The sequence below is a fragment of the Shewanella marina JCM 15074 genome, from assembly GCF_000614975.1.
In the GTDB taxonomy this organism is placed as follows: domain Bacteria; phylum Pseudomonadota; class Gammaproteobacteria; order Enterobacterales; family Shewanellaceae; genus Shewanella; species Shewanella marina.
The window spans coordinates 279,643-299,301 of record NZ_BALM01000002.1 but is presented as its reverse complement, the minus strand read 5'-3'; the positions used below and the strand labels follow the sequence as shown (position 1 = coordinate 299,301).

The 19,659-nt window shown below is 40.1% G+C and carries 20 protein-coding genes and 3 pseudogenes; 8 read left to right on the top strand and 15 right to left on the bottom strand.

Annotation, left to right across the window (positions count from 1 at the left end; genetic code table 11):
• Nucleotides 1-5 precede the first annotated feature (5 nt).
• The gene (locus JCM15074_RS03120; protein ID WP_025819854.1) at nucleotides 6-272 is read right to left on the bottom strand and encodes a DUF4212 domain-containing protein; all 267 of its coding nucleotides are present in this window, start codon (nucleotides 270-272) and stop codon (nucleotides 6-8) included.
• 652 nt (nucleotides 273-924) lie between these two features.
• On the opposite strand from JCM15074_RS03120, the pseudogene JCM15074_RS25460 reads away from it, so the two are divergent.
• Nucleotides 925-2,159, top strand: a pseudogene (locus JCM15074_RS25460) (RidA family protein).
• Nucleotides 2,160-2,373: 214 nt separating this feature from the next.
• Here the strand turns inward: JCM15074_RS25460 and JCM15074_RS03110 are convergent.
• The 6 genes from JCM15074_RS03110 to bioB all read right to left on the bottom strand — a co-directional run bounded on the left by JCM15074_RS03110 (nucleotide 2,374) and on the right by bioB (nucleotide 7,241).
• Nucleotides 2,374-2,829, bottom strand: coding sequence for a nuclear transport factor 2 family protein (locus tag JCM15074_RS03110; RefSeq protein WP_025819852.1), 456 nt, complete (start codon nucleotides 2,827-2,829; stop codon nucleotides 2,374-2,376).
• A gap of 463 nt (nucleotides 2,830-3,292) precedes the next feature.
• Nucleotides 3,293-3,418, bottom strand: coding sequence for a hypothetical protein (locus JCM15074_RS25210; protein ID WP_267880165.1), 126 nt, complete (start codon nucleotides 3,416-3,418; stop codon nucleotides 3,293-3,295).
• 155 nt (nucleotides 3,419-3,573) lie between these two features.
• Nucleotides 3,574-4,236: a dethiobiotin synthase gene (bioD, locus tag JCM15074_RS03100; RefSeq protein ID WP_025819851.1), complete on the bottom strand. Its 663-nt coding sequence runs from the start codon at nucleotides 4,234-4,236 to the stop codon at nucleotides 3,574-3,576.
• Entirely contained in the window at nucleotides 4,236-5,048 is an 813-nt protein-coding gene (locus JCM15074_RS03095; protein ID WP_025819850.1) for a methyltransferase domain-containing protein, read from the bottom strand. The genes bioD and JCM15074_RS03095 overlap by 1 nt, the downstream gene beginning before the upstream one ends.
• A complete protein-coding gene (locus JCM15074_RS03090) occupies nucleotides 5,038-6,189 on the bottom strand; it encodes an aminotransferase class I/II-fold pyridoxal phosphate-dependent enzyme (protein WP_025819849.1) in 1,152 nt (383 codons plus the stop codon). Before JCM15074_RS03090 ends, JCM15074_RS03095 begins: the two co-directional genes overlap by 11 nt.
• Nucleotides 6,189-7,241 carry a biotin synthase BioB gene (bioB, locus tag JCM15074_RS03085; protein WP_025819848.1) on the bottom strand — a complete coding sequence of 351 codons (1,053 nt, stop codon included), beginning with the start codon at nucleotides 7,239-7,241 and terminating at the stop codon, nucleotides 6,189-6,191. The genes JCM15074_RS03090 and bioB overlap by 1 nt, the downstream gene beginning before the upstream one ends.
• Nucleotides 7,242-7,336: 95 nt before the next feature.
• Between bioB and bioA the strand changes: the two are divergent.
• The 6 genes and pseudogenes from bioA to JCM15074_RS03060 all read left to right on the top strand — a co-directional run bounded on the left by bioA (nucleotide 7,337) and on the right by JCM15074_RS03060 (nucleotide 12,331).
• Nucleotides 7,337-8,660, top strand: a pseudogene (gene bioA, locus JCM15074_RS20650) (adenosylmethionine--8-amino-7-oxononanoate transaminase).
• A 116-nt stretch (nucleotides 8,661-8,776) separates the two neighbouring features.
• Complete coding sequence (locus tag JCM15074_RS03075) at nucleotides 8,777-9,520, top strand: sporulation protein (protein WP_025819847.1); 744 nt, start codon at nucleotides 8,777-8,779, stop codon at nucleotides 9,518-9,520.
• A 71-nt stretch (nucleotides 9,521-9,591) separates the two neighbouring features.
• The gene (locus tag JCM15074_RS24740; RefSeq protein ID WP_234400152.1) at nucleotides 9,592-9,882 is read left to right on the top strand and encodes a GNAT family N-acetyltransferase; all 291 of its coding nucleotides are present in this window, start codon (nucleotides 9,592-9,594) and stop codon (nucleotides 9,880-9,882) included.
• Nucleotides 9,839-10,048, top strand: coding sequence for a GNAT family N-acetyltransferase (locus JCM15074_RS24735; RefSeq protein ID WP_234400151.1), 210 nt, complete (start codon nucleotides 9,839-9,841; stop codon nucleotides 10,046-10,048). The genes JCM15074_RS24740 and JCM15074_RS24735 overlap by 44 nt, the downstream gene beginning before the upstream one ends.
• Before the next feature lie 205 nt (nucleotides 10,049-10,253).
• Entirely contained in the window at nucleotides 10,254-11,081 is an 828-nt protein-coding gene (locus JCM15074_RS03065; RefSeq protein WP_025819846.1) for an HDOD domain-containing protein, read from the top strand.
• Between the two features lie 308 nt (nucleotides 11,082-11,389).
• Nucleotides 11,390-12,331 (top strand): Dyp-type peroxidase, encoded by a 942-nt coding sequence (locus tag JCM15074_RS03060; protein WP_025819845.1) that lies wholly within the window; start codon nucleotides 11,390-11,392, stop codon nucleotides 12,329-12,331.
• Nucleotides 12,332-12,395: 64 nt separating this feature from the next.
• Here the strand turns inward: JCM15074_RS03060 and JCM15074_RS03055 are convergent, their stop codons facing one another.
• The 4 genes and pseudogenes from JCM15074_RS03055 to JCM15074_RS03035 form a co-directional block, all read right to left on the bottom strand.
• Nucleotides 12,396-12,743, bottom strand: a complete 348-nt coding sequence (locus JCM15074_RS03055; RefSeq protein WP_025819844.1) for a VOC family protein — start codon at nucleotides 12,741-12,743, stop codon at nucleotides 12,396-12,398.
• Nucleotides 12,744-12,773: 30 nt separating this feature from the next.
• Nucleotides 12,774-13,151 (bottom strand): hypothetical protein, encoded by a 378-nt coding sequence (locus JCM15074_RS20640; RefSeq protein ID WP_025819843.1) that lies wholly within the window; start codon nucleotides 13,149-13,151, stop codon nucleotides 12,774-12,776.
• Between the two features lie 371 nt (nucleotides 13,152-13,522).
• Nucleotides 13,523-13,947 (bottom strand): annotated as a pseudogene (locus tag JCM15074_RS20635) (AAA family ATPase).
• A gap of 21 nt (nucleotides 13,948-13,968) precedes the next feature.
• Nucleotides 13,969-14,688, bottom strand: a complete 720-nt coding sequence (locus JCM15074_RS03035) for an NAD-dependent deacylase (RefSeq protein WP_025819841.1) — start codon at nucleotides 14,686-14,688, stop codon at nucleotides 13,969-13,971.
• A gap of 187 nt (nucleotides 14,689-14,875) precedes the next feature.
• On the opposite strand from JCM15074_RS03035, the gene fur reads away from it, so the two are divergent.
• On the top strand, nucleotides 14,876-15,307 hold the full coding sequence (gene fur / locus JCM15074_RS03030) for a ferric iron uptake transcriptional regulator (protein WP_025819840.1): 432 nt from the start codon (nucleotides 14,876-14,878) through the stop codon (nucleotides 15,305-15,307).
• 59 nt (nucleotides 15,308-15,366) lie between these two features.
• Here fur and JCM15074_RS03025 read toward each other — a convergent pair whose 3' ends face one another.
• From JCM15074_RS03025 to odhB, 4 genes are all read right to left on the bottom strand, one after another.
• Nucleotides 15,367-16,287: an AEC family transporter gene (locus JCM15074_RS03025; protein WP_084266945.1), complete on the bottom strand. Its 921-nt coding sequence runs from the start codon at nucleotides 16,285-16,287 to the stop codon at nucleotides 15,367-15,369.
• Nucleotides 16,288-16,347: 60 nt separating this feature from the next.
• Nucleotides 16,348-17,220 carry a succinate--CoA ligase subunit alpha gene (sucD, locus tag JCM15074_RS03020; RefSeq protein WP_025819837.1) on the bottom strand — a complete coding sequence of 291 codons (873 nt, stop codon included), beginning with the start codon at nucleotides 17,218-17,220 and terminating at the stop codon, nucleotides 16,348-16,350.
• Complete coding sequence (gene sucC / locus JCM15074_RS03015) at nucleotides 17,220-18,389, bottom strand: ADP-forming succinate--CoA ligase subunit beta (RefSeq protein ID WP_025819835.1); 1,170 nt, start codon at nucleotides 18,387-18,389, stop codon at nucleotides 17,220-17,222. The genes sucD and sucC overlap by 1 nt, the downstream gene beginning before the upstream one ends.
• A gap of 72 nt (nucleotides 18,390-18,461) precedes the next feature.
• Nucleotides 18,462-19,658 carry a 2-oxoglutarate dehydrogenase complex dihydrolipoyllysine-residue succinyltransferase gene (odhB, locus tag JCM15074_RS03010; protein ID WP_025819834.1) on the bottom strand — a complete coding sequence of 399 codons (1,197 nt, stop codon included), beginning with the start codon at nucleotides 19,656-19,658 and terminating at the stop codon, nucleotides 18,462-18,464.
• Between the last annotated feature and the right edge of the window lies 1 nt (nucleotide 19,659).

Genomic DNA, 19,659 nt, shown 5'->3' with positions numbered 1-19,659 from the left:
GCTCCTTAATCTTCGTGCACGTTATATTTTTTATCTAACGCATTTGATTTATGTACATAAACAAAAATAAGCGCGACGAATACATACATTGCACCTTGCTGAGCAATCCAGAATCCCAATTCAAACCCCATAAATTTAAACTGATTTAATTGTTCAACTAATAAAATCCCAAGAACATATGAACAGAAGAACCAAACAGATAATAATATTAATACTAATTTTAAATTCTCTTGCCAGTAGTCTTTTGCTTTATCATCATTTTCGAACGCCATGAGATATACCCTCTTTATTTTAATTGCTCTATTATTAAACCTAACAACATCTAAAAAAGAGTTCTGTCCGACCTTAGTCTATACGAACTTGCAGATAATGAATTAACCACAATTATCTTTATAAATCAGGTAAATACGAAACGCAAAATATTGAACCACGAATATTAATTAGACTAATGTCGAATATATTCAAGATAAATTCAATCATAAAAAATTAATAATCACGACAATTTAAACAAATATAACAATCTTTTTTTACATATAGTAACTGACACAATTAATATCTAACTCAGCCGCTAATTTTAGATAACATCGCATTACATCACTCAAACTAATGACATATTTACAATTCAACAACTAAATTATCATTCTGATAGAATTTCAATTAAAAGCCGTGTTAACTATCAAATTAATAATGAATATAACCACATCCTTTATAACGAATGTATTAATTTAAAAAATCGGCAGTATTTGATTATTTTTAGCAGAATTTGATGTTTTTTTGGCAGGAATTAGCAAGATGTCATTAAAAGTAAGGCTTACGATAAGGATATCTAGTTAACGTGAGGTAGATTTTTCAATCTGAAATTCATACAACATCTCGCCAAACTAAAATCCAAGTAAAACTATATCAATTAGGGATAATATCGACATGAGTCACGACATCATTAAAGTTTCAAGAAACACTGAAAATGCACCAACAAGTTTTGTATCTACACAAACTGTCGCTTTTTCTCATTACAATAACTTTTCAGCACAGTTACCCGTAGATCCTAAAACAGGTAAAATCGTTGCTGGTGGCGTAGCAGAGCAAGCTACTCAGTGTTTAAATAACATTAAAGCAATTGTTGAAAGCATCGGCCACGTAATGGATGATGTTGTAAAACTAAATATCTTCGTTAAAAATATTGCTGATATTGCGTTAATTGACGAAGTTTACACGGGTTACTTCCAAGCAGCATTACCAACTCGTACAACAGTACAAGTTGCAGCTCTACCAATGAGCGAAGCATTAGTACAAATTGATGCGCTAATCTCTAACGGCGAAGGTACTGCGCCACAAGCGGCATGCCCACTTATCAAAGTGTCTAGAAATACTGAAAATGCACCTCAGGTCTATTCTCACAAACGGCTGCATTCTCACACTACAACAACTTAGCATCACAACTACCTGTTGATGTGAAGACTGGCGCATTAGTGGCTGGCGGCGTAGCACAACAAACTGAGCAGTGCTTAAATAACATCAAAGCAGTACTAGAAAGCATTGAACACACAATGCAAGATATCGTTAAAACCACTATTTTCGTCACTGATTTAGCAGATATGGAAGTGGTAAACCAAGTTTGTGCTAAGTTCTTCCCTGGTTATGTTCCTGCACGTTCTTTCGTGAATGCTTCTGCATTGCCAATGGGCGCATTAGTGCAAATTGATACTGTAGTTTCACACGGTGATGGTACTCCACCACAGTTACCTGAAGACACAGCATTACTTGTTATTGAAGCTAATAACACTGAAAATGCACCAGTACAACCATACTCTCACACTGTAGCATTCTCTCACTACAACCATATTTCTGGTCAGTTACCTTTAGATCCTAAGACTGGCGCAATCGTAGCGGGTGGTGTTAATGATCAAGCTAGACAATGTCTAAGCAATATCAAAGCTATCATTGAAAGTGTTGACCATGTAATGGATGACACGGTTAAGATCAATATTCAACTTAAGAATATTGCTGATCTTGATGCAGTTAATGATGTTTACACTACATTCTTCCAAGGTGAGCTTCCTGCACGTACCGTTATCGGCGTAGCTGAAATCCCAATGGGCGCACTAGTTCAAATTGATGCGGTAGTATCTAACTGTGAAGGTACACCTCCACAAGCATAATAAGTGGTTATTTAACTTATAAAATTAGGGGCCGTTGTTTAAAACAACAGCCCCTTTTTAGTGTTTCAATATCTATATTTGACGCTTCTAAAGCAACTAACATTTATTGAGCTCGTTATATAATTCTATACCGCTTCCAACCTAACCATTTTCAATAGATATTTATTAATATCAATCTAAAAGTTAAAGATTACATACAAGCCCCAAATAATAACTAATTTTCACGATGTCCATAACTCAATGCTCGCGTAACTTGCCACTTATTATTCACATTACGCCAAACCATAACAAAGTCAGCTCGGCCTCCACATTCTTTTGTTTTATTTTGACAAAAAATATGAACACCTTCAGTAATTGCACCAAATGCTTTAATTGGATAGGTTTTAAATGACTCTGCAACAAGTTGACGAGTATAGTTACCACACGCATTATTTTTGGTATTTAAGATCATGGAGTCGCGATCAAAAGTGACACCACCATTATCATGATAAAACTCAACATCTGAAGAAAAATAATCGGCATACTTTTCCAATTCCTCAGGAATATTACAGTTATTAAAAGATTCAAAAAGAGTATTATCAAGCGCTTTCATTCGAGTTTCTAATGAAACTTCATTAGCGAATAATGATGTTGATAATAACGCTATCACAAACATAATTAACTTATTCATAGTTTCCAATCTCATATAGTAATTTTATTATTACAACGTTCAAAGTCACAGATGCTATGTGACAAAGTTAAAAACAACACTATTAACGTTAATAACAAAATAAAAGTAAAAACCCTACAACAAAAGTTGATTGATATGTATATTTACACATTAGTAACTCATACAATATGTTTAACCAAGCAAGAAATAAACCAATAATACTTTAGAAAATAAAAACAATACGTTGCAATAAAAATGGAAACTGAGATAAAGAGTATAATTACCATATTTTAGTAACAAAGACTAAAATATAGTAATAATGAATTAAGACCCACGTTTTTTAGCATGACAACACCTAATACTAAAAACCAAATAATTTACCCTAAGCCCAAAATAGCAGTAAACTTCATCAATTCTGGCGAGGCCTGCTTGAAACGATGATATGCAGATTGAACCAAAACAATTAAAGCAAAACTAAACAGAATTACAAATAGCGCTCTGGAGCGTCGTATTCTGTTGCATCTAAAACACCAAAAAATAAAATAAATCCAAATATGTAGGTGCAAGCTTCTATAATCGCAGCTATTCCGCTCCACTTTTGTATCGACATAATTATTTCCCTGTTGTTTAACAGATTACTTATCTTATAAACGTACAATCAACAGAAAAAATTCAAACGTAATTTTATTTAGTTTTATAACAAGCATAATGCGTTTTGATAATGCTGAGTAGCTTTGGATAACACGATAATTGAGATAACTTCAGTTACGCCAATCGAGCTAAGTCCAAATACTGTTTAGCATTCTCAGGCGTAGGCTCCGCTAGATAAGGCACGCAGCCTAAATAGGGGGCACTCATCATCTGCTGTAAACTGGCAAGGTTTTCATTAAAACAGTTCATATTGGCATCAACTTGATTTGCAACCCAGCCCGCGATCTTGAGCCCGTCAGCAATAATTGCTTGTTGGGTAAGTAAGGCATGATTAAGGCAACCTAACTTCATACCCACCACTAAAATAACGGGCAATTGCTGTTGCTTAACCCATTGTGATAAATACTGATCTTGCCCTAACGGTAAATGCCAACCTCCAGCACCTTCGATTAAACCCAAATCAGCTTGTTTGGCGAGATTAAGATCTAAACTTGCAGAAATTGAATCCAAAGTAAGTATTTGCCCTTTCTGCGCAGCAGCAATATGCGGTGCTATTGCAGGTTCAAATGCAATCGGATTAACCTGCTCATAAGACAACTTAATACTCGATGCTTGCATCAATGCCAATGCATCTGCATTACGTAAGCCATCATTTGTCATCACACAGCCTGATGCTATCGGTTTAAAGCCTACACTAGTGCCAGTTGCAGCACTGAGTAAAGCGCTACTAATGAGTGTTTTGCCGCTATCGGTATCCGTACCAGTGACAAAATAGATCATCTTTTTTGGCCTCTTATAATGGCAATGTTATAGGTTAAACACAGTCCTTTTGCGGTTCGCATTTGTTCAGCCTTAGTCAATAATTGTAACCAATCTTGGCGACCTCTTAATTTAACCGTGCTTGCCTGCTCTCCTTGCACACAAGTAGAAGCTCCCACCCCTTTAATTGAATAAAGTAAGCTTTTTAAATCATTGAAATAAACCTGCATTGGCATTAATTCAAACTGTAGTTGTTGCCAATTTAGTGCCATCAACTGGGATTTTAGCCTTGAAGCTGAGTGAAACGGATTCACTTTTAAGCCTAATTGCGTTAATTCATGCAAACTACCATCACAAACAATGGCTAAATGGCAACCAGCTTTAGGTTTAAGCACGCGATGAATTTCTTGTATGGCTGAATCTATTGAATGACACCACTGCAAGGCTAAATTTGAATAAACCGTATCAATTGTGGCATCACTAAGCGGCAGTGACTGCGCATCAGCGCATAACATCTTGTAGTCACTAAACTGCTGCTTTGCTGTTTGTAGCATGCCCTCTGCAATATCTAAATTAAGCACTTGGCCTTGATGCACTTGATTAAAATCCGTACCTGGGCCAGAACCTATATCAAGTAGTACGCCTTGGCTAATGATTGGTTTAAGCAGGGTTTGTGCCGACATGAGCTGTAACTGGTTATGGCAATGATAATGCGCAGATGCTTGCGAAAATTGCTTGGCCACTTGTGATTGTGCAGCTTGATATGCTTGCACATTATCACTGCGTTCTGCGTAAATAGATGTATCTTGCGCTGAAACACTACATCTCATTAAGTATCTCCTTTAATGCATCAAGCAAATATGCTATTTCGGCTAATTCATGCTTGGCCGTTAAGGTAATACGTAATCTTGCGCTACCTTGTGGTACAGTTGGTGGTCTAATGGCTCCGACTAATAGCCCTTGGGATTTTAGTGCGCTATCGACCCGTAACAAGCGTTCATTATCCCCGATCACTAGAGGTTGAATAGCGGTCTTTGAATTAATGAGTACTAATCCTCGAGCTTGTGCTTGCTGTTTAAAATAATCAATATTACGCCGTAATAACTGCGGAGATATTTGCTCGCGTTGCAATAGTTCAAGACTCTTTGCCACACCTATCGCTGCTGCAGGAGCAAGTGCAGTTGAGTAGATATAATGACGCGCATTAGCGACTAAAAAATCAATGACTGCTTGTGAGGCTAAGATAGCAGCCCCCTGCCCACCTAATGCTTTACCAAATGTCACCACCAAAATATCAACGTTAGCTAATTGACTGGCGCCAAAGCCTTGCGAGCCAATCACGCCCATGCCATGAGCATCATCAACAATAAATAATGCTTGTTGGGCTTTGGCTAAAGCAGATAACTCTGCTAACGGCGCTATATCACCGTCCATACTAAATACGCTTTCAGTGATAATGGCACTAGGCGCTTGTTTCACGCAGAGCAGCTTTGCATGTTCAATATCATTGTGTTTATAGCGTGATAATTTAGCGCCACTTGCTAACACGCCATCAATCAATGACGCATGGATCAATTTATCTGCTAATAAATGATCATCGGTTTCAAACAGGGTTGTCATTAAGGCATGGTTGGCGCTAAAGCCAGAACAAAATAGTAAGCCAGCCTCAAACCCTGTGAGATCAAGCAATTGTTGTTCGAGTATTTGATGTGCGGGACTATATCCCGTGACTAAAGGCGATGCGCCGCTACCTGTGCCATACTGCTGTACGCCTTTGATATACGCCTTAATAACCTCGGGGTGTTGGCTTAATCCGAGGTAATCATTACCACTAAAGTTCAGCAAGGTTTGTTGTAATTGTTGAACCTGATTACTGCCTTGCTGAATATGGGTTACCTTGCGCTCCCTAAGTAAACCTTGTTCACGCAACCACTGCTGCTTGTTAGCAATACGTGTTACAAGTGCTGTCATTAGAGTGCTGCCGCATCATAAAATTGTTTAGTTTGCTTATCGCGCTGGGCATTAGCTTTAGCAAACATGGCTTTATCTTGCTCAATCGTCGCTTGTGGCCCTTGTTCAGGATACAAACCTAAGCGTTTGAACAAGTTCATATCATCATTTTCTTCAGGGTTATTGGTGGTCAATAATTTGCAACCATAAAAAATAGAATTAGCGCCCGCAAAAAAGCACATTGCCTGCATTTCATCAGTCATGCTTTCACGACCTGCCGATAACCGCACTCGTGAATGTGGCATCAAAATACGGGCAACAGCAATGGTACGTACAAACTCAAGTGGATCGAGATCTTCTAAACTATCTAATGGCGTGCCTGCCACTTTGACTAGCATATTAATCGGCACTGAATCTGGATGTTTTTCTAGATTGGCTAACTGCTGCAATAAGCCCGCTCTATCGGTCGCTTGCTCGCCCATACCGACAATACCACCAGAGCAAACTTTCATACCGGATGCCCGGACATTGGCCAGCGTATCTAAACGGTCTTGATAGGTTCGTGTAGTGATAATGTCACCATAATATTCAGGTGAAGTATCAAGGTTATGATTGTAATAATCCAAACCCGCTTCAGCTAACTCACTGGCTTGATGGGCTGATAACATACCTAATGTCATGCAGGTTTCCATCCCTAATGATTTCACCTCTTGCACCATCTGTTTGAGGTATGGCATATCGCGTTCATGTGGATTACGCCACGCCGCCCCCATACAAAAACGAGATGCCCCTGCGACTTTGGCACTACGCGCCTCAGTAATCACCTTCTCCATTTCAAGCAAACGCTCTTTTTCAAGTCCAGTATCATAACGTGCACTTTGCGGACAGTATTTACAATCTTCAGGGCATGCCCCCGTTTTAATCGACAATAATCGGCTAATTTGAACCTCATTAGGATCATATACCTGCCGATGAATAGAGTGAGCTTGAAATAGAAGATCATTCATTGGCAGTGCAAACAAATTTTCAATCTCTTGACGCTGCCAATCATGGCGCAAAGTGTGCTGTGACATGCGGTTCCCTTACTTATATTTATCTTGGCTAGCATACCTTGAAGTAGTAAGCTGTCAATGCCACACAAAAACACAGGTTTACTAACGGTTACTTTATGAACAAAACAGAAATGGATTTTGCTTTTGATAAAAAGCACATTTGGCACCCTTATACTTCAATGACACATGCATTACCGACCTATGGGGTAACCTCTGCTCATGGTTGTCAATTGACCTTGGCTGACGGCCGTCAACTGATTGATGGCACCAGTTCATGGTGGGCTTGTGTACATGGATATTCTCATCCACAAATTTTAGCGGCGATGTCAGTGCAAATGCAGCAGTTAAGCCATGTCATGTTCGGCGGCATAACCCATCAGAGCGCAATTGAGCTGTGTAAACGTTTAGTCAATATGACTTGTGAACCATTAACTAAGGTCTTTCTCGCTGATTCTGGTTCTATCGCCGTAGAAGTTGCCTTGAAAATGGCATTGCAATATTGGCAAGGTCGCCAGCAACCACAAAAACAACGCATATTAACGGTAAAACAGGGTTACCATGGCGATACTTTTGCAGCATGAGTGTTTGTGATCCCGAGGGCGGTATGCACACCATGTTTGGTCAATCTGTCACACCGCAACTATTTGCCGATGCCCCTAAAACCCCATTTGGACAGGCCTTGATTGAAGGCGATCTTAATTCAATCGAACAGATCCTGATTGAACAACAGCAGCATATTGCTGCAATCATTATTGAACCTATTATGCAGGGTGCGGGTGGCATGCATTTTTATAGTGCTGATTATTTGGTGCAGTTAAAAGCCTATGCCAGCAGCATCGAGTGTTGTTAATTTTAGATGAAATCGCCACTGGATTTGGCCGTACGGGTAAATTATTTGCCTATGAACATGCCAATATTGAGCCTGACATTCTCTGTTTGGGTAAAGCACTTACCGGTGGCTATATTAGCTTGGCTGCAACGCTTTGCAGTGATGAAGTCGCCCAAGGTATTAGCGACTCTCCTGCTGGTGTGTTTATGCATGGACCAACCTTTATGGGCAACCCGCTTGCTTGTAGCGCGGCCTGCGCCAGCTTAGATCTGATCAATCAAGGCGATTGGCAGCAACAAGTCAAAACGATAGAACAACACTTAACCCAAACCTTGTATGCAGCCGAGCAATTTCCAGCGGTCAAACAAGTACGAGTATTAGGCGCGGTCGGGGTGATTGAAATGCAGCAAAATGTCGATGTGGCAATTTTGCAGCAACAATTTGTTGAACTTGGAGTATGGATCCGTCCATTTGCGAATCTTATCTATATTATGCCGCCATTTATCATCAGTCACGATGAACTATCTCAGTTAACCGATGCGATGCTCACCGTAGCAAGTCGCATTGAACTAGCTGTACAACAACAACCACAATTTATTAGCCATGGTTAAATCAGTACTCATTTTATGTGCCATTTAACAATTAAAAATTCTTACACTCTTAGCTATAGCTAACTGCTTAAATTTATGCTTAATTATGTTCAACTAACTCAAATGAAGAATAGACTATGTTTAATAAAATTCTCGCATCAATTGGCATTGGTGCAGCAAAAGTCGATACGGTATTACACACAGAACATCTCGTACCCGGTCAAACCTTTAGTGCTGAAATATTTATTAAAGGCGGTAATACAGAACAAGAAATTTCAGGCTTAGATTTAGCCTTAATGACCAAAATTAAAGTGGAAGGTGATGATAGCCATTATTACACCAACCATATTATTGAACGTTGGCATATTGCTGATAAATTTATTATCGGTGCCGATCAAGAAAAGGTGATTCCATTTCAAGCAGTATTACACCCCGAAACACCAATCACTCAAATTGCCACCAGCAACAACCAATCTGTAGTATGGCTGGCCACGGGACTAAATATTGATATGGCGCTGGATGCCAGTGATAAAGACCACATCTATGTTTACCCAAATGAAGTGGTTGAAACCTGCGTGCAAGCTATGAATCAAATGGGCTATCGCATGATTAAAGCCGATGTTGAAAAGGGCCAAATTCGTACCAATGAATTTGCCACCACCATTGGTTGTTATCAAGAATTAGAATACCGCCCTGCCAGTAGCAGTTTTTTTGGCGTGAAAGAGATTGAATTATCATTTAAACCTGAAGCTGGCCGTACTCATATTTTAATTGAGATTGATCGCGCCTTTAGAGGTGATGGTTACCGCAGTTTTAGCGTTAATCACGACCCACAAAGTATTGCTAACTTACCGCAATATTTGCAGCAAATGCTGTCGTAATCAATATTAATATAAAGAGGCCATTTGGCCTCTTTTTTGTTAATAACGATATAAGGATACAAAGGATACAGATGAAAATTACGATTATTGAAGCTAGCCTAAATGAACTAATTGAAATTGCGCCACTGTTTAACGAATATAGACAATTCTATCAACAAGCTGATGATCTATCTTTGGCAGTCAATTTTATTCGCCAGCGCTTAGAGCATCATCAATCAGTCATTTTATTGGCAAGAACCGCTGCCGGAAAGCCCGTAGGATTTACTCAGTTATATCCCAGTTTTTCATCGGTAAGTGCGCAGTCAATCTGGATCCTTAATGATCTATACGTCAGCGACAACTGCCGCGGCCTTGGTAGGTAAAGCTTTACTCAATCAAGCGAAACAGCATGCATTAAACACGAAAGCGATGGGCATTTCATTGCAAACCAGTAGTGATAATCTGCAAGCACAATCTTTATATGAATCATTAGGCTATCAGCAAAAACATGATTTTTATCACTATTTTTTGAATTTAATTGATAGTTAATAAGTCTTTAATCTTATAAAGAAAATACAATACAGACAGAATAGCAAACCATTAAAAACGTAGTAACTACAACTAAATATCAGGCGACAAACAACTCCTAATAAGCTAATACTTATGACCACAGTTCAACAATATGATTGATATAATTTAACTGCTGAGTCCTCTATAGTTTGAAACTTAAGCAATCGATAATAAGGACATAATGATGAACTCAGCGGCAATGCTAGCCCGTGTGGATGAGTTACCACGATTACCTAAAGCGATCAGTGAGTTACTTGAAGCAGTCAATAATGAAAAATCAACCATCAAAGATATTTCTGAGAAAATCTCACAAGACCAATTAGTCAGTGCCCGTGTATTACGAATGGCAAACTCGGCCTATTTTGGTCGCAGTCGTGAAGTGGGTAGTATTGATGAAGCCGTTATTCGTCTTGGTATGCAGAAGCTACGCACCTTAGTAATAGCTTCAGCAGTGGTCAGTGCCGTAACTGCACCAGAAGGCATCGATATGGCAGAGTTTTGGGGCCACACATTTGAAGTTGCTTGCCACACTCAAGAGATGGCTAAGCGTTGCGATAATGTAGAAGCAGACCAAGCCTTTACCTGCGCGATTTTGCACAATATTGGCGACTTACTTATTGCAACAATAGCTCCAGAACAAGCGAAACAAATTAATATAGCCATTGCTTCAGGTTCAGATAAAAGCGAAACAGAGCTTGAAATTTTAGGTTATGAAGCCGCAGAACTTGGGGCAAAATTGGCTGAAACATGGAAGTTTCCACCAGCATTAGTCGCAGGTATTCGATTCCAACATAATCCTAAATTATCTCGCCCATATTCTTCATTAGCTGGCTTACTCTATAGCTCGGAAGCAATTATTGCAGGCTGGCAAGAGGTATGTGATACCGATAAAACATGCTGGCTATCACAACAAGCTAATGATGCTGGCGTCCGCATGCAAATTCACGAATTAGCAGAAGCACTAGCAGAAATTCAAGGTAAAGGTTATGAGATGGGTAAAATGCTCGCTTAAACCTAACCTTAAAGTTGACTCATTTGGTGTTGCAGGCTTTCATTCATGAACTGTAATACCAATTTATCCTGTTCGCTCAATAAATTAATTTAATCCACACAGATACATTTGTATTGATCTACTGCAAGATTTTATACTTAAACACTACCTCATCACACATGTATCAGCTATATTGTTGCAGTTGTTTAAACACAGATGCTACAAGACCAAATTGATACCCAAAAAACTCATCATCTTATGGAAAATAATTGAGTCATTTAGGTATCAATTTTAATTATTGTCATTATTTCAATTTAGGATGGGATCTTATGCAACATCTTAGTGAACTTGCTCAACCTGGGGTACTTTCTAACCCAACTCAATTTGCTGAATACTTAACCTTTACCTTAAATACGCCATTAACAGCCGATCAAGATAAAATTAATGATTGTTTGTCACACGCGAGCGTCATTTTAAAAGACATTAATCAAAAAGATCCTAGCGCTTGTTTAAGCGTCACTATGGGATTTTCATTTAATGGTTGGCAGCAACTATTCCCAAATGAACCAATGCCTGCCCAATTACATCCATTCAAAGCAATGAGTGATGGTAATCGCAGCTTCCCAAGTACTGTTGGTGATATTTTCTTTATGATCAAATCACAGCGCATGGACTTTAATTTCCAAGTGGCTAAACATATTGCCAAGTCATTACATACGATTGCGGGCCTAATTGAAGATGTTCAAGGCTATCAATACCTTGATAATCGCGACATGATCGATTTTGTTGATGGTACAGAAAACCCAACAGGCAACGAGCGTATTGAATCTGTATTAGTGGCTGAAGATGTCGAGTTGCATCAAGGTGGTAGTTACCTTGTAGTACAGAAGTACATAGACCGTCAACATGACTGGGATAGCCAAACAACTGAATACCAAGAACAAGTTGTGGGCCGTCGTAAGATGGACAACATTGAACTTGATGACGATGAAAAACCAGCTTGGGCACATAATGCCAAAAGTAAGGTTGAAATTGACGGTATTGAAATCAAAATGCTACGTCAAAACCGTCCATTTGGTAATGCAATGGAGCACGGCACTATGTTTGTCGGCTTTGCTGCGACACCAAGTGTGATTGAAACATCACTTACCCAAATGATGTATGCTGATGAAAATGGCCATTACGATCGTTTACTTGACTTTGTTGAAGCAAAAACAGGCACCTTGTACTTCATCCCTTCACAAAGTTTCTTAGATCAGTTTGAAGCCTAACGCTTAAATTAATTAAGAGATCTAAGTTTCATATAAACAAAAGGACGCCGCCGCGTCCTTTTTCCTATTCAGACCACACCGCATATTCATTACCAGCAGGCTCAGTAAAATGAAACCTGCGGCCACCAGGAAAACTAAATATGGGTTTAATGATGCTGCCACCAGCATTGACTACATCGGCTAAGGTTTGTTCTAAATTAGCACTATAGAGCACAATCAAAGGGCTACCAATAGCACTATCAACACTTAACTCTGATTGAAAAAATCCGCCATCGATGACCTGTTGACTAAAGCTTGAATATTCAGGGCCATAATCAATAAATTGCCAGTCAAAAACCTGTTTAAAGAACGCCTTCGTCTGAACCAGATCCCTTGTTGGAATTTCAATATAATTAATTTTGTGATGTGCCATATATTACTCCAATCAATTATACAGATGTGCTCAATGGCGAAACTGCTGCCGTGTTACCCTGCCCCATTTGGGATCTTGATATGTATCTTCGGCGTATTGCTGTTGAGTGTAATCACCAATAACTTCTCGCCAAAACTTAACCGCATGCTCAGCACCTGCCACCTGCTTAATTTGCCAGCTGCCACCTAAGTCGGCAAACAATACAGTGATAAAGTCACGTCCGAGCTTATTTTTTCTAAAATAAGGCACAATATAAAAGTCACAAACTTCAAAACATGCTTTAGGCTGCTCGGTGATGGCGGTAAAACCCGCTGGCACATCATCAACCAATAACAAGTACCCCGTGACGTCACCACCTAGCTCAGTATCCAATGTAAATAAGCCATCTTGATTGGGCTGCTTAGCCATTATTTTAGAAAACTCAGCCTCATAGCTTGCGCCAAGTTCATATCTATACCCAAGCTATTTGAAGTTGCAGGATTCAGTGGGAGTTTAACGTATTTTAGACAAGGCATTGATTGAAGTTAATGGTTAGTCCCTTATCAAAATCAATAACGCGCATAAAAAGCGTTAAAACCCATCCAAGAAAACTTTAAGCAAGCCCAGTTCGTTGTTACACCTACTTAAAAGGGAACCACCATTCCAGCATAGATGTGCCTAGAACTGAACTAGCTTAAAGCTTCTGAAAATAGCAACTTCAGGTAGTTTGGGTATTCATGCTTATTGCTGCCATCAACCTTAACGATCTGCATACATACTCCTTATGTAATATTGATGTACTAATCTATTTCAAACACTGCAGCCATACGTTTTATTTGATTAAAATCGAGCCCATGTTGATTGCGTTTAGCGCACAGTTGCTGATGTTGTACATCGGATGGCTCACCGACTAAAACATGTCTAACTTGATAGCCTAACGCACTAGCTGCAGCTTCATAGGCGGCATATTCCCACCGTGCTAGGTTAGTGTTATCGCAAATCACAGTTGGCTCTCTATTAGCCAATGCCTGAATAAACCCTGTTAAATTAAGCTGATGATATTGTGATAATTTATTTTTATTAAAACGATATTCACCATTAACATAGAACAAACTATCGGTAGAGAAATAACCTCGTTGTTTAACTGCAAATGCCGAAGCTAACGGCAAACTTTTAAGGTATTGTTCAACCCAATAAGATTTACACTGCCGGGCAAACCACGCATAATAATGGCAACTAACTGCACTTATTCTCCAACGCGCTGATGCGCTAAAATTTTATCAACCACTAATGGCACCATCTCACTCGCTTTACCTTTCAAGTGATATTGAAACAGACTATCGCTACTGATCGCATCAATGTTTATTGATAGTGTTTGTGCCCCTGCAAAATTAGCTTCATCAACAAATCCAGCGGCAGGATAAACCGTACCCGAGGTACCAATCGCAATAAAAAGATCACACTGCGCCAAAGCTTGATGAATTGCAGGCATACCAATCGGAATTTCACCAAACCACACCACATGTGGTCGTAGTTTTTGCGCCGGTAGACAACATGTGCAGACGGAATGCTCACCAAAAGGATGTGTCATCGCAAATGTTTGCTGAGTAATAGGACAGCGCCCTTTATGCAGTTCACCATGCATATGATGCACCCATGTCGAGCCAGCCTGCTCATGCAAATCATCGATATTCTGCGTCACTAATAGTACTTGCCCATCAAACTCTCGAGTCAATTTAGCCAATGCCAGATGTGCTAAGTTAGGTTTAATCGAATGATCGCTAAATTGACTTAAACGACTATTATAAAAACGCTCAACGAGCAGTGGATCACGTTGATATCCCTCAGGAGTGGCAACATCTTCAATATTATGTTGTTCCCAAAGGCCATCTGCAGCACGAAAAGTTTGTAGCCCTGACTCCGCCGAAATACCTGCGCCCGTTAAAATGACAATTCGTTGGTACATCAATCGCCTCCCAATTCAAAACCTTACACAATAGTATGGAAATAACTTGAACGATCAAACAGATTTTAATCGTTTTATTTCAAATAAGGTCACTTCAAAGGTTTAAGTTTGTCATTGATGCACATATAATGAAATACATTATCCACGGATGAACCGATTTATTGGTTCTGCAATCAAGAGATTAGCAATGACAGATGGCAATCAAGCGCTGAAAAAAGCGGGTTTAAAAGTAACTTTACCACGAGTCAAGATCCTCGAACTGATGCAAGGACCAGAAAACCAACATATCAGTGCTGAAGATTTATATAAAAAATTATTAGATCTTGGTGAAGAAATTGGTCTTGCGACTGTTTATCGAGTACTTAACCAATTTGACGATGCAGGGATAGTGACCCGCCATCACTTTGAAAGTGGCAAAGCCGTTTTTGAATTATCGACCCAACATCACCACGATCATTTAGTCTGCCTTACCTGTGGTAAAGTGATTGAGTTTTCTGATGAAGTAATTGAAGCTCGTCAACGTGAAATTGCAATGAAGCATAATATAAGCCTGACTAACCATAGCTTATACTTGTATGGTAATTGCACTAATGAAGATTGCGAGCACAACGACGAATAAGTTTTTAACTTAATGATAAAACCAGCTCTGGCTGGTTTTTTTATATCTTTAATCCAATTCTATAATAAATAATAAACCCACAAGGGTAACGTCACCGTGCTCAGTAACGTGGTTAATACCACTGTTGATGCAACGGCAACTTGGTGCTGTTTTAAATTAACCGCCATTAAGTAAGCATTAACCCCTAAAGGACAAGCACTTAGTATGACCACGACAGCTAAAACTTGCCCTGTTAATCCAAACAGATATTGACCCACGCCTAAAACTACTGCAGGCAATAATGCCAATTTGACAATGCTTGCTACAATACTGCTATACCACTGCCCTTGTAATCGATAAAGACTCAAACTCGCCCCCAATACAAACAACGCACAAGGTAACGCAGGTTTTGCAAGCAATGTAAGCGTATTAAGTAATACGCTAGGCATAGGTAAATCGATGAGATTAATCATTAACCCAAGCGTTAAAGGCATGACTACGGGATTAACCACCAAGCCTTTGAATATACTGAACCAGCGTTGTTGCTGACAACTGGCTTTAGCGGTAATGAAAAATGTTAGGCTAAATAAAATCAGACTATGGCAGGCAATAATCACAAAGACATTGACACTCGCAGCCTGACCTAAACTGGCAATAATGACTGGAATACCCACCAACACGGTATTAGAGTAACAAGCTGATAAAGCCCATGTGGGCGCTGCAATCATCTTTTGCTTAAACGCAAAGTAGGCAATCAATAAACACAAACCGTAAACGGCAACCACTGAAAGATAAAAGCTCAAGACTGAAGGCCATAAGCCATCGGCTTGTAAGTTGGCCTGACTCATATTCAATAGCAAAAAGGCAGGAATAATCAGGTAAAAAGTAAATTTAGTTAATCCTTGTAATTGCGCTTTATCTAAAAACTCAAGTTTGGCTAAACTAAATCCCAGCAATACCAATAGCAACAGTGGTAACAACAGATAAATAATTGTCAGCATTATCCTATATCCAATAAAAAAGGCGCCATAAGGCGCCTTAATGCATATTTCAACGTGAAATTACCACCCAGTACGAGTACGCAGAGCACTGCCAATATCAGCCAGTGAACGAACGGTCGTCACACCAGCAGCTTCCAGTGCAGCAAACTTATCTTCTGCCGTGCCTTTACCACCTGCAATGATGGCACCAGCATGGCCCATACGCTTACCAGCAGGAGCGGTTACACCCGCAATATAAGACACTACTGGCTTTGTCACATGTGCTTTGATGTAAGCCGCAGCCTCTTCTTCCGCTGTACCACCAATCTCACCAATCATCACAATCGCATGAGTTTCTGGATCGTTTTCAAACATCTCCAAAACATCAATGAAATTTGTACCAGGAATTGGATCGCCACCGATACCGACACAAGTAGATTGACCGAAACCTTCATCAGTTGTTTGCTTAACAGCTTCATAAGTTAAGGTACCAGAGCGAGACACAATGCCCACTTTACCTGGTTGGTGAATATGACCCGGCATAATACCAATCTTACACTCACCCGGTGTAATCACACCTGGGCAGTTAGGGCCAATCATGCGTACGCCTGTTTCTTCCAGCTTCACTTTAACCTGTAACATATCTAAGGTTGGGATGCCTTCAGTAATACAAACGATGATTTCAATACCACCATCAATCGCTTCTAAAATAGCATCTTTACAAAATGGAGCTGGTACATAGATAACTGATGCGGTCGCCCCTGTCGCTGCAACGGCATCTTTTACCGTATTAAATACAGGCAAACCAAGATGAACCTGACCACCCTTGCCCGGAGAAACACCACCGACCATTTGTGTGCCATACTCAATCGCTTGCTCTGAATGGAACGTACCTTGACCACCAGTAAAGCCTTGGCAAATAACTTTGGTCTCTTTATTGATTAGAATTGACATTATTTAACCTCCGCAGCAGCTGCAACTACTTGCTGGGCAGCGTCTTGTAAACCACTTGCTGCGATGATATTTAAGCCACTTTCAGCTAACACTTGTAGACCTTTATCTGCATTGTTACCTTCAAGGCGAACAACTACAGGTACTTTTACGCCCACTTCTTGTACAGCGCCAATAATACCTTCAGCAATCATGTCACAACGAACAATACCACCAAAAATATTCACTAATACGGCTTTTACATTGCTGTCTGACAGAATAATCTTAAATGCTTCAGCTACACGCTCTTTAGTCGCGCCGCCGCCTACATCAAGAAAGTTAGCAGGACTACCGCCAAACAAGTTAACAATATCCATGGTCCCCATCGCTAAACCAGCACCATTGACCATACAACCGATGTTACCGTCTAACGCTACATAGTTAAGTTCAAATTTAGCGGCATGTGCTTCACGAGCATCATCTTGAGATGGATCGTGCATTTCACGTAACTTAGGTTGGCGGAACAATGCATTACCATCAATACCAATCTTGCCATCTAAGCAATGTAGATTACCTTCATTGGTGATCACCAATGGGTTAATCTCCAATAGTGAGAAATCATAATCATTAAACATGTTCGCTAAACCCATAAAGATTTTAGTGAACTGCTTCATTTGCACTGGCGTTAAACCAAGCTTAAAACCTAAATCACGCGCTTGATATGACTGAGGGCCAGTTAATGGATCGATAATCGCTTTATGGATCAGTTCAGGTGTTTCTTCAGCCACCTTTTCAATTTCTACGCCGCCCTCAGTTGAGGCCATAAACACAACACGACGAGTTGCGCGGTCAACCACTGCGCCAAGATAAAGCTCATTGGCAATATCAGTACAGCTTTCAACCAAAATTTTTGCTACAGGCTGACCATTTTCATCAGTTTGATAGGTCACTAAATTGCGACCTAACCAATGCTCAGCAAAGGCACGAACTTCTTCTTTATCGCCAGTTACTTTTACGCCACCAGCCTTACCACGACCACCAGCATGTACCTGACACTTTACGACCCACATATCACCGCCGATATAGCCTGTCGCTTCAACAGCCTCTTGAGCTGTATCACAAGCAAAACCTTCAGACACTGGTAATCCATATTCAGCAAACAGTGCTTTTGCTTGATATTCATGCAAATTCATATTGTTATATCCATACACTTCAGGTGAATTGAGATTGACCCGAAGGTCAATCACGATACATTTATTGCCTATTTATAGGTCAAGCAATAAACGTGTTGGATCTTCTAGTAAATCTTTAATGGTTACTAGGAAACCAACAGATTCACGACCATCAATAATGCGATGATCGTAAGAAAGCGCCAAATACATCATAGGCAGAATTTCTACCTGACCATTAACCGCCATAGGTCGATCCTTAATGGCATGCATTCCTAAAATAGCGCTTTGCGGTAAATTTAAAATAGGTGTCGACATTAACGAACCAAATACGCCACCGTTAGTCACGGTAAAGTTACCGCCAGTCATATCGTCTACTGTCAACTTGCCATCTTTACCCTTAATCGCAAGTTCACGTACCGCATGCTCAATATCAGCAAGGCTCATATTATCTGTATCACGTAATACTGGAGTGACTAATCCACGAGGTGTTGATACCGCAATACTAATATCAAAGTAGTTATGATATACCAAATCATCACCATCAATAGACGCATTTACTTCAGGGTAACGCTTTAGCGCTTCTGTCACCGCTTTAACGTAAAACGACATAAAGCCAAGACGAATACCATGACACTTCTCAAACACCTCTTGATATTGCTTACGAATATCCATAATCGGCTTCATGTTAACCTCGTTAAAGGTGGTTAACATCGCAGTTGAGTGCTTAGCTTCAAGTAAACGGTTAGCAATGGTTTTACGAAGACGGGTCATCGGCACACGCTTTTGACTACGCTCGCCCAATGGCGCAACAGGTGCAGGAACAGCTGGTTTTGCGACACTACCAGCTTGCTTAATGAAAGCTTCAACATCTTCTTTAGTAATACGCCCGCCCACACCAGAACCTTTAATTTGGCTCGCATCTAAATTATGCTCAGCCACTAGGCGGCGCACAGATGGACTTAATGCATCATTATTTTCTTCACTTGCTTCAACTTCAGCAACTGGCGCTGATGCAGCGGCCTCTGCTTTGGTGACTTCTTGGCCAACAACCGCACCAGGCATAAACTGCGCGATCACCTGCTCACCGAGTACAGTATCACCTTCTGCACCTAAAAATTCTGAGATTTGGCCATCTGCTGGTGCCGGTACTTCTAACACCACTTTATCAGTTTCAATATCAACCAACACTTGGTCACGGGTGACCTGTTCGCCCGCTTGTACATGCCAAGTTGCAATCGTTGCATCCGCTACTGACTCTGGTAATACAGGTACCTTAATTTCGATACTCATT

What these genes read in the sequence shown, in the direction of transcription:
- JCM15074_RS03120 (WP_025819854.1), bottom strand. Translation starts at nt 272, where the DNA reads ATGGCGTTCGAAAATGATGATAAAGCAAAAGACTACTGGCAAGAGAAT.
- JCM15074_RS03110 (WP_025819852.1), bottom strand. Translation starts at nt 2,829, where the DNA reads ATGAATAAGTTAATTATGTTTGTGATAGCGTTATTATCAACATCATTA.
- JCM15074_RS25210 (WP_267880165.1), bottom strand. Translation starts at nt 3,418, where the DNA reads ATGTCGATACAAAAGTGGAGCGGAATAGCTGCGATTATAGAAGCTTGC.
- JCM15074_RS03095 (WP_025819850.1), bottom strand. Translation starts at nt 5,048, where the DNA reads ATGAGATGTAGTGTTTCAGCGCAAGATACATCTATTTACGCAGAACGC.
- JCM15074_RS03090 (WP_025819849.1), bottom strand. Translation starts at nt 6,189, where the DNA reads ATGACAGCACTTGTAACACGTATTGCTAACAAGCAGCAGTGGTTGCGT.
- bioB (WP_025819848.1), bottom strand. Translation starts at nt 7,241, where the DNA reads ATGTCACAGCACACTTTGCGCCATGATTGGCAGCGTCAAGAGATTGAA.
- JCM15074_RS03075 (WP_025819847.1), top strand. Translation starts at nt 8,777, where the DNA reads ATGTTTAATAAAATTCTCGCATCAATTGGCATTGGTGCAGCAAAAGTC.
- JCM15074_RS24740 (WP_234400152.1), top strand. Translation starts at nt 9,592, where the DNA reads ATGAAAATTACGATTATTGAAGCTAGCCTAAATGAACTAATTGAAATT.
- JCM15074_RS24735 (WP_234400151.1), top strand. Translation starts at nt 9,839, where the DNA reads ATGATCTATACGTCAGCGACAACTGCCGCGGCCTTGGTAGGTAAAGCT.
- JCM15074_RS03065 (WP_025819846.1), top strand. Translation starts at nt 10,254, where the DNA reads ATGAACTCAGCGGCAATGCTAGCCCGTGTGGATGAGTTACCACGATTA.
- JCM15074_RS03060 (WP_025819845.1), top strand. Translation starts at nt 11,390, where the DNA reads ATGCAACATCTTAGTGAACTTGCTCAACCTGGGGTACTTTCTAACCCA.
- JCM15074_RS03055 (WP_025819844.1), bottom strand. Translation starts at nt 12,743, where the DNA reads ATGGCACATCACAAAATTAATTATATTGAAATTCCAACAAGGGATCTG.
- JCM15074_RS20640 (WP_025819843.1), bottom strand. Translation starts at nt 13,151, where the DNA reads ATGGCTAAGCAGCCCAATCAAGATGGCTTATTTACATTGGATACTGAG.
- JCM15074_RS03035 (WP_025819841.1), bottom strand. Translation starts at nt 14,688, where the DNA reads ATGTACCAACGAATTGTCATTTTAACGGGCGCAGGTATTTCGGCGGAG.
- fur (WP_025819840.1), top strand. Translation starts at nt 14,876, where the DNA reads ATGACAGATGGCAATCAAGCGCTGAAAAAAGCGGGTTTAAAAGTAACT.
- JCM15074_RS03025 (WP_084266945.1), bottom strand. Translation starts at nt 16,287, where the DNA reads ATGCTGACAATTATTTATCTGTTGTTACCACTGTTGCTATTGGTATTG.
- sucD (WP_025819837.1), bottom strand. Translation starts at nt 17,220, where the DNA reads ATGTCAATTCTAATCAATAAAGAGACCAAAGTTATTTGCCAAGGCTTT.
- sucC (WP_025819835.1), bottom strand. Translation starts at nt 18,389, where the DNA reads ATGAATTTGCATGAATATCAAGCAAAAGCACTGTTTGCTGAATATGGA.
- odhB (WP_025819834.1), bottom strand. Translation starts at nt 19,658, where the DNA reads ATGAGTATCGAAATTAAGGTACCTGTATTACCAGAGTCAGTAGCGGAT.